Below are 15,782 nucleotides of genomic sequence, written 5' to 3'. Positions count from 1 at the left end.
GCGTTCCCATCCAGGGAGCGCCCGATGCGCATTCACTACAAAACGAAGGGAAGGATGCTCCCATGACGTTGGATCGCACAGAATTGGCCGAAGCCCTCGCCGAGGCGACCGGATGGTCGGTCACGGCCGATGCCCGACGCGTGACGTTCACCGATGATGATCCACCGCAGGTGGTCATCTGGACTGTCACCGACGCTGAGATCGGCGAGCTCCGTTACAATCAAAACCTCATGGCCAAGTCGGCCGGAACTCGACAGACTGCCGACATCGCCGTCTTGGGTATGCCCGTCCTCGAAGCTTTGGGCCCGTTCGAAGGATCCCGGGGATATATGCACGGGACAGAGCTGATCATCCGCGAGTGATCTTGATCAGCGCTTGCTCTACTCCGAAGTCATCTCTTCGCTGACTTCGAGGTGGCGCCGGTCGCCCAGCTCACCTGGCTGAAGGTGACCCGGTAGGACTTCTTGCTCTTCGTCTTGACCTTGTACGTAGCCTTGCCCTTATTGGCGGTGACCGTCTTGATGGTCTTCCACTTGCTGCCGGACTTGACCTGGAACTTCACCTTGGGGTTGTAGTTGACCTTGCCGTACTTCTCAGGGTTGTAGACCTTCGTCTTCGAGGTCAGCGAGACGGTCTTACCGCTGCGCTTGGTGGACAGCGATGCGTAAGTCTTACCGCGGACGTAGAAGGAGCCCTTGGTGTAGTCGGTTCGGTCGACGAAATTGGAGTAGCTCGAGTTGTTCGCTATCACCTCCGACGGACCGAGCGAGTACTTCCCAAGCCCAGACCAGTCGGGACACACCATTACACGTGTGCGCTTGCTGTTTCCATCGTTCGCAAAGAAGGCGTAGTCAACCACTCCTCCACCACGAGTAACATCAGCGTCGACCATCCATTCGCTGACCCCCGACTTTTTGTGCGACATATTCACATCGATATTTCGGCAGTTCGAATTGCTGACGACGATGCTCTTCGCAGACAGCTTCGTCACATCAAAAGAGCCACCCGCTGCCTCAGCGGAAACAGCGGGACCGACAACAAGTGCCACAGCAGCGATAGCGGATACAAAGGCACGTCTGATGAACTTCATGGAGACTCCAAAAGTGGATTTGAACTGAGTGATGCCAGAGTTGGAGTCTTGAGATGTTCAGTCGGCAGGCGGCGTCACGATACTTGAAGTGTGAATGATCTGGATATTATCACATCTGAAGTCTCGACAGAACCGAAGAGTTCGGGCGCAAGGAAATGGTGGCCACGGAGCCGAGGTCGAACCCCGCGCTCTGCGGGCTTCTCTCGGTTCCGTGTCCACCATTCCTGGTGTCCGGAGGCCGGACGGCGCCTAAGTGACTGAGCAAAGGATCAGCCACCCCGGCGAGTGAGCTTCTCAGCTCACGGAAGGACTTCAGTCCTCTTCGACGATGAGCGGGTAGACGCCGTTCTCGTCGTGAGTCTCACGGCCCGTGACCGGCGGATTGAAGACGCAGGCCATGCGCAGCTCTTCCTCGGCGACCACGGTGTGCTTCTCGTGTCCGTCCAGCAGATACATGGTGCCGTCCGAGAGCGGGTAGGTCTCGCCGGTCTCCTGATCGGTCAGAGTGCCCTTGCCCTGCACGCAGTACACGGCTTCGACGTGGTTCTGGTAGTGGAAGGTCGAGGTCGTTCCGGCGTAGATCACGGTGTCGTGAAGCGAGAAGCCGACGCGCTCCTTGCCCAGCACCATGCGGCGGCTGCGCCAGGTCTCTGACTTGATGTCGCGGTCGGTGTCGTTGAGATCATCGCGGTTGACTACGTACATTCGTGGTCCTTTCAATCGGGGTATCAGACGGGTTGCCGATGCATCAGTCGAAATGTCGACCGATCCACCGGCAACGCGTCATTCAAGTTTCATGGTCGAGTCTCGGCGAACCGAAACTCAGCTTTACAGGCTCTCGCGCTCAGCTGGGAGCTGGCTCAGACCGCCGCAGGTTCTGCGTTGGTGGCCGGAGCGAACTTCAGCACAGCAGCCTCGATGATGTCGAGACCCTGTTCCAGATCGTGCGAGGAGATGGTCAGCGGAGGCATGATCTTCGTAACCTCATCCTTGGGACCTGAGGTCTCGAGGAGCAGGCCGTTGTCGAAGGCTTCTGCTGCCACCTTGCCGGCGACCTCGTCATCCTCGAAGTGGAGTCCGGCGAGGAGGCCGCGTCCACGGATGGATGCTCCCTCTGCCTTCTTCACGATCGAGTCGAGGCGCTGGTGCAGTGCGGCGATGGTGTCGGCCAATTCGTTCTGGAAGGTGTTGTCAGCCCAGAAGTTCTTGATCGCGGCGGTCGCCGTGACGAATGCGGGGTTGTTTCCGCGGAAGGTTCCGTTGTGCTCGCCCGGTTCCCAAACATCGAGCTCGGGGCGGAAGAGGGTCAGTGCCATCGGCAGACCCGAACCGGAGATCGACTTCGACAGGCAGACGATGTCTGGCTCGATGCCGGCCTCTTCGAAGCTGAAGAAGGATCCGGTACGGCCACAGCCGGCCTGCACGTCATCGACGATGAGCAGGATGTCGTGCTTCTTGGTCAGCTCGGACAGGGCGCGCAGCCATTCGGCGCGTGCGGCGCGGAGGCCGCCTTCACCCTGCACGGTCTCAACGATGACAGCGGCTGGCTTGTCGACGCCGGAGCCGGAGTCTTCGAGGACCTTCTCGAGCCACAGGAAGTCTGGGATCTCGCCGTCGAAGTAGTCGTCATAGGGAATCTTCGAGCTGTTGGTCAGCGGGATGCCTGCGCCTTCGCGCTTCATCGAGTTACCGGTCACCGACAGCGATCCCAGGGTCATGCCGTGGAATGCGTTGGTGAAGGACAGCATGTGCTGACGTCCGGTGACCTTACGAGCCAGCTTGAGGGCAGCCTCGACGGTGTTGGTTCCCGTTGGTCCGGGGAACATCACGGTGTAGTCGAGTCCGCGTGGCTTGAGGATGAGGTCCTGGAAGGTCTCGAGGAACTCACGCTTGGCCGGGGTCTTCATGTCCAGCGAGTGCAGGACTGCACCCGACTGGAGGTACTCGATGAGAGGGTTCATCACGACGGGGTTGTTGTGCCCGTAGTTGAGTGCTCGGCGCCGGAGAAGAAATCGATGAATTCCTTGCCGTCTTCGCCCCACTGCTTCGCACCCTGTGCCTTGGCAAAGGTGGCGGGCCAGGAGCGCGAGTATCCTCGCACCTCTGATTCGCGGGTTTCAAAGATGTCGGGCTTCGTGGTCTTAGAGTTTTCGGTCATCACTTGAGTCCTTTCGACTTCTGGATTACGCACTTGCCTCGTGAGCAAGCGCCTAGGCGGTGGCCGCGACCGATCAACATCGGGTACGGCTGTCGCCGGTCGGCACCCTCAGACGGAATCAGTTGATCCCTCGGACGCCAGGTGGCACCAGGCTTTTCAGCGGTGCATCACAGTGGTGCGATCTCGTACAGGTATTCTGTGTCGTGACCGTCCGGGTACAGATCCGGAGTGATCAGCGCGCTTCGTTCGCAATTAGCGTCACGCTGCTCAGCGAATGACTGGAACAGACGGTTTGAAGCGTCGTTGTCATCGGTGATCGTCGTCTCCAGGCGGAGCGCATTGGTGCGATCGGCCAGCTCGTTGAGCATGGTCTTCGCCAATCCGTGTCCGCGGAAGTCCGACGAGACTGCGACCTGCCAGATCATCAGCGTGTTAGGCCGATCCGGGCGGGTGTAGCCGGTGACGAACCCGGCGGGCTCTCCGCCGATTCGCGCGATCGTCGAGGTGGCCGAGAAGTCTCGGCACCACAGAATGTAGGAGTACGAGGAGTTCAGGTCGAGAACGGCCGAATCTTTAGCCAGTCTCCACATGTGTTGACCGTCTTCCATAGTTGGAACACGGACATCGGTTTCTGTTTGAGGTTCAGCGACTGCGTTTCTCACGCCTTCAAACCTAACGACCTGAGGATGAGCGTCAACTCGAAAACCGGTGATTCACGCCCCATTCAGTGGTGATTCCCGCGCGTGTTCCCGACGTCACGAACCGGGGTTTCCCCATGGCATCTCTGGGATGCGCCAGGGCGCTCTTCCGCGCTCATTCCGGGGTAGAGCTTCGTTATCGTTTCGTTACATTTCAGCACTTTTGGAACAGCGGTTCCACGGTTGTTCCACGTTTCGACGCCACCTCGGGGCATGACTTCCGGATGACTATTCGGGGTGCCGGAGACAGCCATCCGGCTGGACGGCGGGAAAGGCAGGGAGGGTTGCTGGATAGGGCAATGCATGGATGCGGGCGAGGGCAGCGGGTGTCAGATACCGGCCTCTCACGCAGCTGAAACAGGCAGCAGGAAGCGACTTTTCACCGAGACAGCGCCTGCGTGTCGAAGCCCCTATGCCCACAGCGATGTTTCGACGCGCAGGCGGGGTTTCGACGGCACCGGAGGGTGAAAACCTAGCGCGGCAGCCTCGAGGACGCTGGAAGGGCCGCCCATACGACAGCCCCGCGGGCTACCTCAGCATTCGACGACGTTGACGGCGAGGCCGCCCTGCGCTGTCTCCTTGTACTTCGAGCTCATGTCCGCACCTGTCTGGCGCATCGTCTCGATCACCTCGTCGAGGCTGACCCTGTGCTGGCCATCGCCCCACAGGGCCATCCGGGAGGCGTTGATGGCCTTGCCTGCCGCGATCGCGTTGCGTTCGATGCAGGGGACCTGCACGAGCCCGGAGATCGGGTCGCAGGTCAGGCCCAGGTTGTGCTCCATGGCGATCTCGGCGGCGTTCTCGATCTGCTCCGGGGTGCCGCCCATGATCGCGGCCAGTCCCCCGGCAGCCATCGATGACGCGGATCCGACCTCGCCCTGGCAGCCCACCTCGCGCCGGAGATGGATGCTCTCTCCTTATAGAGGACGCCCACCGCCGCCGAGGTGAGCAGGAAGTCCACGATCGCCGCGTGCTTGGCAGCCTCGCCGCCCTTGACCACGGAATCCACGTAGTTGAGCGCATAGTGGAGGACTGCGGGGATGATGCCGGCAGCGCCGTTCGTCGGGGCGGTGACGACGCGTCCGCCCGAGGCGTTCTCCTCGTTGACGGCCATGGCGATGAGATTGACCCACTCCAGGTAGTAGCCGGGGTCGCGGTCGGGATCCTCGGCCTTGAGCTTGAGGTACCAGTCGTGGGCGCGCCTGCGCACCTTGAGCCCGCCCGGCAGGTAGCCCGAGCGGTCCAGGGACGCCGAAGCGCACTCTTCCATCACGGAGTAGATGTGGAGGAGGCCGTGACGGATCTCGTCCTCATCGCGCATCGACTTCTCGTTGGCGAGCATGATCTCGGCGATCGACATGTCGCTTTCCTTGCAGCGCTGCAGGAGTTCGACGGCCGAGTGGAACGGGTACGGGAGCTCTTCGCTGTAGGACTGCAGCTCGGCGTCGACGACAGCATCGGCAACGGCGAACTCGCTGGTGTCGTCCTCTCCCGACTCAGCAACAACCTCGGCGGCCTGCTCCTTCTCCAGGAACTCGGTCTCGGAGGTGACGAAGCCACCACCCACAGAATAGTAAGTCTCTTCGGCCAGGGTCTGGCCCTCGGCATCGAAGGCTGCGATGGTCATGGCGTTGGTGTGGCGAGGTTGGATAGTCAGGGGACGCTTGACCATGTCGTCCTCGGTGTAGGCGATCTCGACGCCGTCCCCGACTGCGTCGCCGAGGAGGATCGTCCCGGTCTCGGACATGCGGGTCCGGCGGGCGGTGAGTTCATTGGCTTCGACGGCGTCGGGCGCACAGCCTTCCAGTCCGATGAGGATGGCGTCGAAGGTGCCGTGTCCGGCACCGGTGGCGGCGAGGGATCCGAAGACATCAACCTTGATGCTTGCGGTGGATCCTCGCTTGTCGCCCAGTAGTGTGAGGAAGCTCGATGCCGCTCGCATCGGGCCGACGGTGTGGGAACTCGACGGGCCGATGCCGACGGTAAAGAGATCGAAGACGCTCAATGGCATGGAAGATACTCCGATTCTTTTCGGGTGATCGATGGGACCGACCGGGCCGGGTCGTTCCGGCCCAGTCAGTCCGGATGACTCCAGCCGTGGTCGGTCCCATCGGTCGGAGGGTGTGTCAGAGGGAGTTGGCCTCTGCGTAGCCTGCTGCGTCCATCACTTCGCCCAGTTCGGTGACGTTGACTTCGAACAGCCAGCCGTCGCCGTAGGGGTCGGAGTTGAGCACGCCGGGGTTGTCCGTGGCGGCCTCGTTGATGGCGGTGACCTCGCCGGTCACGGGGCAGTACAGGTCAGAGACCGATTTGGTCGATTCGACCTCGCCACAGGTCTCGCCTGCGGTGACGGTGTCGCCGATCTCGGGGAGGTCCACGTAGACGACCTCGCCGAGGGCGTCAGAGGCGACTGCGGTGATGCCGATCTTCACCGTGTTGCCGACGATGGCGTCAGCGCTGGCGTTGATCCACTCGTGTTCGGCGGAGTAGGTGAAGTTCTCTGGAAGTGGGGGCAATTGCGCCATGATCGTCCTTTTCTGCTTGATTGACAGCTGTGTGGGTGAGCAGGTGCCCCCAGTGTACGAGTCACCGGGGGCATCGGCACCAGGTTCAACGGATCAGTTCTCGCCGCGTTTGTAGAACGGCAACTCGGTCACCGAGAATTCATGCGCCTTGCCGCGGATGTCGACGAAGACTGGTGTGCCGGGATCGGCGAGTCCGCGATCGAGGAACGCCAGGGCGATGGGGTGCCCGAGCGTCGGCGAAGGCTGTCCGGAGGTGATGGTCCCGACGGTTGTCCCGCCTTCGGCACCGACCTCGTCCGCCGAGGCGAAGACGCTCGCTCCCGATCGTGCGGCGCGACGGCCCGCCGAGGTGAGTCCGACGAGTACGCGGGCCGGTTCAGTCTCCCCCAGCTTCGCCAATGCCTCACGAGCGACGAAGTTCTCCTTCGTTGTGAACCCGATCATGCGGCCGAGTCCGACGTCGAACGGCGAGGTCTCGAGGCTGAGTTCGTTGCCGTAGAGCGGCATGCCGGCTTCCAGGCGCAGCGAATCACGCGAGGCCAGGCCGCAGGGCACGAGGCCGTAGTCGGCACCAGCAGTCGTCAGGGTCTCCCACAGACGCGGCGCGGCGATGTTGGGAATGTAGAGCTCGAAGCCGTCTTCGCCGGTGTAGCCGGTGCGCGCCAGCATCATGTCGATGCCCGCGATCGTCAGCGGCATCCACGCGTAGTACTTCAGCTCCCGGACCGCCTCGCCGACGGTGATTCCGGTCGAGTTCACCGCGGAATCATTCGCGGATCCGTCGACGGCTGCATCGTTGGCCGATGATCCATCCGCCGAGGTGGTCGCTGGCCCGAATTCCCCGTGTGCACCCTCGTCGAGGGCGCGGAGGATGATGGCCTCTGAGTTCGGCCCCTGCACGGCGATGAGAGCGGTGACGTCGGACTCGTCGAAGAGTTTGGCATCGGCACCCGGGGACTCGTCACGCAGAAAGGCCTGCAGCCGTTCCTTCAATGCTGCGACCACGGTCGGAGTGTTCGAGGCGTTGGGGACGATGAGGAACTCTTCGTCTCCGATCCGGTAGGTGATGAGGTCATCGAGGAGGTAGCCTGCCTCGTTGACGAGCACACCGTACTTGGCCTTGCCGATCTTCATCTTCGAGTACTTCGCCACGAGCGCGTAGTCGAGGAATGCCGCAGCGTCGGAGCCGGTGAGGCGGACTTCGCCCATGTGGGAGAGGTCGAAGATGCCTGCGGCTTCGCGCACGGCACGGTGCTCAGCCAGTTCGGACCCGTACTTCAGCGGCATGTCCCAGCCGCCGAAGTCGGTGAAGGATGCGCCCAGCTGGGCATGGATATCGTGCAGCGGGGTCTCTCGCGTCGAATTCTCAGTACTCATCAGTCGTCCTCTTCCTCGTTGTCTTCGAAGGCCTCTGGCGGTGGGCAGCTGCACACCAGGTTGCGGTCGCCGTAGGCACCGTCAATCCGGCTCACCGGTGGGAAGTACTTGGTCTGGCGCAATCCCTTGACCGGGAACACGGCAGTTTCGCGGGAGTACTTGGCGTCCCAGTCATCCATCACCACGGTGGCCGGGTGCGGGGCGCCGGCCAGCGGTGACTCCTCGTAGGAGTAGGTGTCGCCGATGGCATCGATCTCTGCGCGGATGGTGCGCATGGCTTCGATGAAGCGGTCGAGTTCGGCCTTGTCCTCGGACTCGGTCGGTTCGACCATGAGGGTCCCTGGAACCGGGAACGCAAGGGTCGGGGCGTGGAAGCCGAAGTCGATGAGGCGCTTGGCCACATCCTCGGCGGTGACGCCGGACTTTGCGGTCAGCTCACGCAGGTCGAGGATCGTCTCGTGGCCGACGAGTCCGTGCTCACCCGAGTAGAGGATGGGGAACACGTCGTGGAGCTTGGAGGCCAGGTAGTTCGCGCCCAGGAGTGCCGCACGGGATGCCTCACGCAGCCCGTCGCCACCCATGAGTTCGAGGTAGGCGAAGCTGATCGGCAGGACGCCGGCGGAGCCGAACATCGAGGCCGAGATCGGCAGTTCGTGAGCGTCTTCCTTACCCGCAACGAGTTCCGCCGAGGTGGGATCGCCGGGCAGGTAAGGAGCGAGGTGTTCGCGCACTGCGACAGGTCCGACTCCGGGTCCGCCGCCGCCGTGAGGGATGCAGAAGGTCTTGTGCAGGTTGAGGTGTGAGACGTCGCCGCCGAATTCGCCGGGCTTGGCGAGTCCGACCATGGCGTTGAGGTTCGCACCGTCGACGTAGACCTGGCCGCCGGCTGCGTGGATCTTCTCGCAGACGTCACGGACCTCGGACTCGAAGATTCCGTTGGTCGACGGGTAGGTGATCATGATCGCGGCGAGCTTGTCCGCGTTCTTCTCGATCTTCGCGTCGAGGTCGGCGATGTCGACCGATCCGTCTTCGGCGGTCGCGATGACCTGGACCTTGAGACCGGCCAGGACTGCCGAGGCGGCGTTGGTGCCGTGGGCTGACTGCGGGATGAGGACCACGTCGCGGTCGGTGTCGCCGTTGGCGACGTGGAAGTTGCGGATCGCGAGCAGTCCTGCCAGCTCACCCTGGGAGCCGGCGTTGGGCTGCAGTGACACGCGGTCGTAGCCGGTGACCTCGACGAGCGAGTTCTCCAGGCGGGTGATGAGGGTGCGCCAGCCGTGGGTCTGCTCGGCCGGGGCGAAGGGGTGGATGGAGGCGAACTCGGGCCAGGTGATGGGTTCCATCTCTGCCGCGGCGTTGAGCTTCATCGTGCACGAGCCCAGCGGGATCATCGTCCGGTCCAGTGCCAGGTCACGGTCGGCCAGGGTGCGCAGGTAGCGCATCATCGAGGTTTCGGAGCCGTGTGCGCTGAAGATCGGGTGGGTGAGGAACTCGGTGGTGCGGTGGAACTTCTCGTCGAAGGCCGGGGTGGGCACGTGGTTGGCTCCGAATGTGCCCGCCGAGGCGGCTTCGAAGTTCGCTTCATCGACCCGGGCGATGATGCCCAGAGCTTCGAGCAGTCCGTTGGCATCGGCGACCGAGTGGGATTCGCCGAAGGAGACGCCGATGGTGGAGTCGTCGATGACGCGGATGTTGAAGCCGGCACGTTCGGACACGACTCGGGCGGCTTCTGCGTCGGCGACGCGGATGGCCACGGTGTCGAAGAACTCACGGGTGACCACCTCGGCGCCGGGGGCGGTGTCCGCAGCGGTCGCGAAGGCCTGGGCCAGGCGGTGGATGCGGGAGGCGATGCGGGTCAGGCCGACGGGGCCGTGGTAGACGGCGTACATCGATGCGACGTTGGCCAGCAGAGCCTGCGCGGTGCAGATGTTGGACGTGGCCTTCTGGCGGCGGATGTGCTGTTCACGGGTCTGCAGGGCCAGACGGTAACCGGGCTTGCCCTGGGCGTCCTTGGAGACACCGACGAGGCGGCCGGGCAGCTGACGCTGGAGACCGGACTTCACAGCCATGAAGCCGGCGTGGGGTCCGCCGAAGAACAGGGGAACACCGAAGCGCTGGGCCGAGCCCACGGAGATGTCGGCGCCCTGGGAGGCGGGATCCTTGAGCAGGGTCAGGGCCAGCAGGTCGGCGTCGAAGGTGACGAGGGCGCCGCGGTCATGGGCGCCGTCGACGGCTTCGGTGAAGTCGCGGATGACGCCGGTGGTGCCGGGCTGGGCGCAGACGATGCCGAAGATGTCTTCGCCCACGAGGCCTTTGGCCAGGTCAGCGACGGTGACGCGGAAGTCCATGGCCTTCGCGCGGGCACGGACGACGGCGATGGTCTGCGGGTGGAGTTCGGAGTCGAGGACGACGGTTGTCCCCTTCTTCACGGCCCGACGCATCAGCAGGACCGCCTCGGCGACGGCGGTGGCCTCGTCGAGGAGGGAGGCGTTGGCGATGTCGAGGCCGGTGAGATCCTGGACGACCTGCTGGAAGTTGAGCAGAGCCTCGAGGCGACCCTGGGAGATCTCGGGCTGGTACGGGGTGTAGGCGGTGTACCAGGCGGGGTTCTCGACCAGGTTGCGGCGGATGACGGCCGGGGTGATCGTGTCGTAGTAGCCCTGGCCGATCATCTGCGTGCGCATGATGTTCTGACCGGCGATCGCGCGGAGGTCATCGAGGACCTCGGCTTCGGAGCGACCGGTGGGCAGGTCGAGTCCGTCGATCTGAATGGATTCTGGGACGGCTGCGCTGGAGAGCGCTTCGAGGGAGTCGTAGCCGAGTTCGACCAGCATGGCCTGGGTGTCGTCGGCGCGGGGGCCGATGTGCCGGTCGGAGAAGGGGCGTTCCGTGTCTCCGGTGGGCGCTGTGGTGTGCGCGAGTGAACTTGTGTGGGCGAGTGAACTGGTCATTGCCGTCCTCGGGTCGGTGTCGCGCCCGCCTATGGAGGACGCACTGAGCAGTGGTGGTCCTCCCCGTTCTGTCAGACTGACAGCGCGCGAGCGCGGTGGCGGTCCTTCAGATATGCCTGCAATCGGTGGTACTGGGCCTGAGAGTTTCCCGGGGAGGGAATTGCACCTACGGCGCTGCTTGAAGCAGCTCTCCCACGTCATGTCTTAACGGCAGTATTCAATTGTGTGTGGCTATATTCCTATAGCCGGTGTGGCTATGAACTTATGGGGCCAAGTCTAGTGTCTGCGATCACGGCGGACAAACACCGTGATGGGCGCGGTTACCGGTGAGTCGGCTGCTCCGTCCGTGGTTGTGGGCTCGCGTGCGATTCTGTCGAGGAAATCGCACGCGAGCCCACACTGACGGAGTCGTCCCGAAGCTGCCGCGCCCCAACTCGAGGAATTCCTGGGCCGAACAACTTGAGGAACTCCTGGACCGAACAACTCGAGGAACTTTTGGTCCGAAAAACTGCTCGCAGATCGGACCAGAAGTTCCTCAAGTCGCACTCGGAAGTCGCACTTGGAGCCGATCTCCGGGGGCAGGGTTCAGATCTCTGCGAGGTCCTTGCCCCTGGTCTCCGGCAGCAGGACCATGGCGATGACCGTACCGAGGCACAGCAGGATCACCCAGCCGCTCGAGAGCCAACTGAGATCGAGCGAATTGAACAGCCCGTTGAGATAGGGCGCCGTGCCACCGAAGACTGCGACGGACACCGAATAGGCGAAGCCGATGCCCTGGGTCCTCACCTTCGTCGGGAATGCTTCCGAGAGCACCGCGGACAGCAGCGCACCGGACATCGCGACGATGAGGAGGGCAACAGAGGAGGCCACGAACAGTGTCCATCCCGCCGAGGTGATCATGGCCATGAGCGGAAACTGTAAGACGACCATGAGGAGACCGAAGCCGATGATGACCGGGCGACGACCGATCTTGTCCGAGAGCGCTCCCCAGAACGGCAGGGAGATGAGCGCAATGATCTGTGCGCCGACCGTGGCCCAGTATGCCGTCTGTGCGTCCATGCCGCGTTCGGTGATCGCCAATGTCGAAGCGTAGGACGACCAGGTGTAATGGGCCGCGGTGATGCCGGAGGTCATCAGGACGACGAGGACGATGGCGCGGGCGACTCGTCGGCGATCGAGCGGTACGACCGCAGCTGTATCGGCTTCTTCGGCTTCGAACACGTCGCTTTCAATCATGCCCCGGCGCATATAGAGGGCAACCAGTGCGAGCAGACCACCGAGTGCGAAGGGGATCCTCCATGCCCAGTCGCCGACAGCTGCTTCGGAGAAGACGTTCGTGATGATGCCGCCGATGGTGTAGGCCAGCACGGATCCGCCGAAGATCGCGACGAAGACGATGCTGCCCCAGAAACCGCGCCGATGCGCGGGAGCGATCTCCGCGATATAGGAGTTCGCGGTCGCCGATTCACCTCCGTGGGCAAAGCCCTGGGCCACGCGAACGAGAAGGAGCATGATCGAGGCGAAGATGCCGATCTGCCCGTACCCGGGCATGATCGCAATGAGGAATGACCCTCCGGCCATGATGAGCATGGTGACGATGAGGACGAACTTCCGGCCTCTGCGGTCTGCGATCTTGCCGAACACGATTCCACCCAGGGGCCGCATCAGGAATCCGACTGCGAAAACGCCGAGCGTGGCAAGGACCGATGACACCTTGTCATCACTGTTGAACATGGCCGCGGCGATGAATGGAGTGAACACCGCATAGGCGCTCCATTCGTACCACTCCAGAACATTGCCGATGGTGCTGGCGAAGACCGAACGCCTCTTCAGACGCAGAGGCGCCGTTGCCGCTGCTGCTTGTGCTGTCATTTCTCTACCTTTCAAGGTTCTTCGAGATCGCCGAGGCGGACTCGAGGAGCAGTGGAACACCCTGTTTGAGTGAACCGGTGAAGTCGCCAGCGGCCGGAGCTTCGCCCGAGAGCCAACGTGTATAGATCGCTTCACTGAAAATCGCTGCCTTCCACAGCGCCAAGGTCTGATACCAGGGCAGCGCGGAGAGGTCGAGGCCCGTGTGTTCTTGGTACCTCTGCATCATCTGCGCGCGATCGAGGAAACCGTCCTGACTGGTCACAGGCGTGAGATCCATGATGGTCTGCGGATACTTGGGATCTGCGTAGGTCGCGGTGAAGTACCCCAAGTCCGCCAAAGGATCGCCCAGCGTCGACATCTCCCAGTCGAGGATCGCGGCCACTTCGATCGGCCGGTCCGGCTTGATCATCGCGTTGCCGGCCCGGTAGTCACCGTGGACCACCGAGTGGCGCTGCGTCTCCGGTCGGTTGTCCTCCAGCCATTGACCGATGCGGGCGACTTCGGGCAGGGAGCGTGTCGTGTTCTGGTCCCACAGCGAGGAGAACAGAGCCACCTGTCGCTTGAGGTATCCGTCCGGACGTCCGAGAGCCGCCACGTCGGGGACGGTCACGTCCACGCTGTGCAGAGACGCCAACTGATCGACGAGGATCTCACTGAACCTCTGCCTGTCGGTCCGCTCATCGAGGATCGCCGGGAGTGCATCGGTGACGACGAGGCCGTCGACGAAATCCATGATGTAGAACGGGACTCCGAGAACCGACTCGTCCTCACAGACCTGCAGGATCCGTGGAACATCGACCCCCTGGGCACCGAGCGCGATCTGAATCTTCGCCTCGCGCACCATGTCATGGGTCGATTTCGGAATCGGCGGCCTGGGGCCACGTCGCAGGACAACATCAGCGTCACCTCGGCGAATCCGGTAGGTGACATTCGACTGTCCCTCTCCGATCCTCGACCACTGCAGCCGGCCGCTGCCGATCCCGCAGGCGTCGAAGTACTCCGTGAGCGGCTCGGTGACGAGCAATGGCGGTGCCGAGAGTTCGGCGGCTTCAGCGAAGGTGTCGACGACATCGACGAGAGTTGCACTCAAGGGGTACCACCAACGACATCGCGACGTGGCTCGCCTGCGGCGACTTCCTTCCGACGCTTCGACGAGGCGCGGCGTGAGATCGCAAACTTGTGCGTCTCGGTGGCGCCGTCGTAGATGCGGAAGGGCCGGACTTCATTGAGGTACTGGATGAGCGGAAGTTCATCTGAAACCCCGTCGCCTCCGCACAGCTGCACGGCTCGGTCGATGACCCGATAGACGGCTTCCGAACAGTAGACCTTGGCGATCGAGGACAGAGAGCCTGCCTGCTTCTGATCTCCTTCGAGGACGAGCCCGGTCTTTGTGATCATGGCGTCAGCGGTTTCGATGTCGATGACCGACTGGGCGATCAGCTCTTGGGCCAGTCCCTGTCGGGCCAGAATGTCGCCGAACACCTCGCGGTTCTCACACCGGTCGAGCGCGGTGTCGAGGGCTCGGCGGGCCAGACCCAACCACCGCATGCAGTGCGTGAGTCGAGCCGGTGCCAGACGGACCTGGGCGTAGGCGAATCCCTGTCCGGGCGCGCCGAGAACTGCGGATTCGGGTACGCGCACGTCGGTGAAGTGGACGTAGGGGTGACCGCCGGCGATGGTCCGGTCGACGGTGTGGATCGACCGGCCCACCTCGATGCCGGGGGTGTCTCGGTCGACGAGGAACATCGTCGCCGACTGCCCTCTTCCCGAAGCTCCCTCCCCCTGGGACGCACTCGAATCCGTGGCGGCCATGACGATGAAGAAACTCGAGAGTTCCGCCCCGGAGATGAAGCGCTTATCACCGTTGATGACCCAGTCCTCGCCATCCTTGACCGCCGAGGTGGCCAAGGCAGCCGGGTCCGATCCGGTACCGGGATGCGGTTCGGTCATCGCGAAGGACGATCGGACATCGCCGGCGGCCAACGGTGCCAGGTAGCGCTGTTTCTGCTCGTCGGTGGCGATGAGTCCGAGCATGTGCATATTGCCTTCGTCGGGAGCCATGCAGTTGAGGACGGCGGGCCCGATCGGCGAGTAACCAGCCTCTTGGAAGATCGGCGACCAGTGCTCGATCGGTACGCCCTGTCCGCCCCATTCCTTGGCCACATGAGGCGCGAAGACACCGGCGGCCTTCGCCTTGGCCTGCAGCTCCAGACGCACCTCTTCGTCGAGGTAGACCCCGGGCCGAGGCTCGGCCGGAATGACGACCTCACGAATGAAGGTCCTGGTCCGGAGCCGCAGCTCCTCGACTTCAGTGGGCAATGCGGTCATGCTGTTCCTCCTGCGGTGATGAGTCCGCCGTCGGCGGTGAGTACCTGTGCAGTGATCCAATCGGCATCGGATGAGGCGAGATAGGCCACCGCGGCTGCGATGTCGTCTGGGGCGCCGAGGCGTTTGAGCGGGTAGGCGTCGGCGACTTCCTGCTCCTTGCCTTCGTAGAGGGCGGTGGCGAAGTTCGTCTTGACCACGGCCGGCGCTACGGCATTGACGCGAATGTCTGGCCCGAGTTCGACTGCCAGGGTTCTGGTCAGGTGGGAGACGGCGGCTTTGGAGATTCCGTAGAGTCCGATGCCGGGGCTGGGCACCTCACCGGCGACGGAGGATACGCTGACGATCCGCGCCTTGTTCTCTCGGAATCCCAGCCTTTCGTGATGGACGGCGTTCTGGATCCAGGCGAGGGTGCCCAGGACGTTGACGTCGAGGACCTTGCGGGCCGCGTCGAGATCGAGGTCGATCATCTGCCCGTAGACGGGGTTGATTCCGACGTTCGTGACCAGAACGTCGAGCCGGCCGTACGTGGAGGCGATGGTGTCGAAGACTTCCGCACGATGGGCGGCGTCGTCGGACTTTCCGGCGATGCCGACTGCGGTGCCCTCCGGGAAGGTCGCGACCACCTCGGCGAGGGCCTCAGGCTTACGCGCGGTGATCACCACCTTTGCGCCTTCGGCTTGGAACCGCTTGGCGATCCCGAGCCCGATTCCACGGCTAGCTCCGGTCACCAGGGCAACCTGGCCTTCGAAGCGACGGCCGATACTTGGCTCAGTCATGTGCACT

At 63.1% G+C, this 15,782-nt stretch carries 11 protein-coding genes, 2 pseudogenes and 1 riboswitch; of the genes and pseudogenes, 1 reads left to right on the top strand and 12 read right to left on the bottom strand.

Annotated elements, in window-relative coordinates; genetic code table 11:
- The first annotated feature begins 62 nt into the window (after positions 1–62).
- A complete protein-coding gene (locus tag PGC08_RS02405) occupies positions 63–362 on the top strand; it encodes a hypothetical protein (protein ID WP_271709438.1) in 300 nt (99 codons plus the stop codon).
- A gap of 29 nt (positions 363–391) precedes the next feature.
- On the opposite strand, the gene PGC08_RS02400 is transcribed toward PGC08_RS02405, so the two are convergent.
- The 12 genes and pseudogenes from PGC08_RS02400 to PGC08_RS02345 form a co-directional block, all read right to left on the bottom strand.
- Entirely contained in the window at positions 392–1,090 is a 699-nt protein-coding gene (locus PGC08_RS02400) for a hypothetical protein (RefSeq protein WP_271709437.1), read from the bottom strand.
- 312 nt (positions 1,091–1,402) lie between these two features.
- Entirely contained in the window at positions 1,403–1,795 is a 393-nt protein-coding gene (locus tag PGC08_RS02395; RefSeq protein ID WP_231445084.1) for an ectoine synthase, read from the bottom strand.
- A 155-nt stretch (positions 1,796–1,950) separates the two neighbouring features.
- Positions 1,951–3,248: pseudogene (gene ectB, locus PGC08_RS02390) on the bottom strand (diaminobutyrate--2-oxoglutarate transaminase).
- A 167-nt stretch (positions 3,249–3,415) separates the two neighbouring features.
- Entirely contained in the window at positions 3,416–3,838 is a 423-nt protein-coding gene (gene ectA, locus PGC08_RS02385; RefSeq protein ID WP_009883418.1) for a diaminobutyrate acetyltransferase, read from the bottom strand.
- Positions 3,839–4,479: 641 nt separating this feature from the next.
- Positions 4,480–5,957: pseudogene (locus tag PGC08_RS02380) on the bottom strand (L-serine ammonia-lyase).
- Positions 5,958–6,072: 115 nt separating this feature from the next.
- Positions 6,073–6,471 carry a glycine cleavage system protein GcvH gene (gene gcvH, locus PGC08_RS02375; RefSeq protein WP_271709436.1) on the bottom strand — a complete coding sequence of 133 codons (399 nt, stop codon included), beginning with the start codon at positions 6,469–6,471 and terminating at the stop codon, positions 6,073–6,075.
- Positions 6,472–6,564: 93 nt separating this feature from the next.
- The gene (locus PGC08_RS02370) at positions 6,565–7,848 is read right to left on the bottom strand and encodes an aminomethyltransferase family protein (protein ID WP_271709435.1); all 1,284 of its coding nucleotides are present in this window, start codon (positions 7,846–7,848) and stop codon (positions 6,565–6,567) included.
- Entirely contained in the window at positions 7,848–10,799 is a 2,952-nt protein-coding gene (gene gcvP, locus PGC08_RS02365) for an aminomethyl-transferring glycine dehydrogenase (RefSeq protein WP_083248630.1), read from the bottom strand. The genes PGC08_RS02370 and gcvP overlap by 1 nt, the downstream gene beginning before the upstream one ends.
- 116 nt (positions 10,800–10,915) lie before the next feature.
- Positions 10,916–11,004: riboswitch (glycine riboswitch) on the bottom strand.
- A gap of 380 nt (positions 11,005–11,384) precedes the next feature.
- Positions 11,385–12,671 (bottom strand): MFS transporter, encoded by a 1,287-nt coding sequence (locus PGC08_RS02360; protein ID WP_271709434.1) that lies wholly within the window; start codon positions 12,669–12,671, stop codon positions 11,385–11,387.
- 4 nt (positions 12,672–12,675) lie between these two features.
- Positions 12,676–13,761 (bottom strand): phosphotransferase family protein, encoded by a 1,086-nt coding sequence (locus tag PGC08_RS02355; protein WP_271709433.1) that lies wholly within the window; start codon positions 13,759–13,761, stop codon positions 12,676–12,678.
- Positions 13,758–14,999: an acyl-CoA dehydrogenase family protein gene (locus tag PGC08_RS02350; protein ID WP_235349767.1), complete on the bottom strand. Its 1,242-nt coding sequence runs from the start codon at positions 14,997–14,999 to the stop codon at positions 13,758–13,760. The genes PGC08_RS02355 and PGC08_RS02350 overlap by 4 nt, the downstream gene beginning before the upstream one ends.
- Positions 14,996–15,775, bottom strand: a complete 780-nt coding sequence (locus PGC08_RS02345) for an SDR family oxidoreductase (protein ID WP_271709432.1) — start codon at positions 15,773–15,775, stop codon at positions 14,996–14,998. The genes PGC08_RS02350 and PGC08_RS02345 overlap by 4 nt, the downstream gene beginning before the upstream one ends.
- Positions 15,776–15,782 lie beyond the last annotated feature (7 nt).

It is taken from the genome of Brevibacterium sp. BDJS002 (assembly GCF_028201555.1).
GTDB classification, from domain to species: domain Bacteria; phylum Actinomycetota; class Actinomycetes; order Actinomycetales; family Brevibacteriaceae; genus Brevibacterium; species Brevibacterium aurantiacum.
Note: the sequence above shows the minus strand (reverse complement) of the source record. Positions and strands in the feature narration are given on the sequence as shown.

Excerpts from the sequence above, each read along its gene's own strand:
- gcvH (WP_271709436.1), bottom strand. The coding sequence starts at position 6,471 with ATGGCGCAATTGCCCCCACTTCCAGAGAACTTCACCTACTCCGCCGAA.
- PGC08_RS02400 (WP_271709437.1), bottom strand. The coding sequence starts at position 1,090 with ATGAAGTTCATCAGACGTGCCTTTGTATCCGCTATCGCTGCTGTGGCA.
- PGC08_RS02370 (WP_271709435.1), bottom strand. The coding sequence starts at position 7,848 with ATGAGTACTGAGAATTCGACGCGAGAGACCCCGCTGCACGATATCCAT.
- gcvP (WP_083248630.1), bottom strand. The coding sequence starts at position 10,799 with ATGACCAGTTCACTCGCCCACACAAGTTCACTCGCGCACACCACAGCG.
- PGC08_RS02360 (WP_271709434.1), bottom strand. The coding sequence starts at position 12,671 with ATGACAGCACAAGCAGCAGCGGCAACGGCGCCTCTGCGTCTGAAGAGG.
- PGC08_RS02350 (WP_235349767.1), bottom strand. The coding sequence starts at position 14,999 with ATGACCGCATTGCCCACTGAAGTCGAGGAGCTGCGGCTCCGGACCAGG.
- ectA (WP_009883418.1), bottom strand. The coding sequence starts at position 3,838 with ATGTGGAGACTGGCTAAAGATTCGGCCGTTCTCGACCTGAACTCCTCG.
- PGC08_RS02405 (WP_271709438.1), top strand. The coding sequence starts at position 63 with ATGACGTTGGATCGCACAGAATTGGCCGAAGCCCTCGCCGAGGCGACC.
- PGC08_RS02395 (WP_231445084.1), bottom strand. The coding sequence starts at position 1,795 with ATGTACGTAGTCAACCGCGATGATCTCAACGACACCGACCGCGACATC.
- PGC08_RS02345 (WP_271709432.1), bottom strand. The coding sequence starts at position 15,775 with ATGACTGAGCCAAGTATCGGCCGTCGCTTCGAAGGCCAGGTTGCCCTG.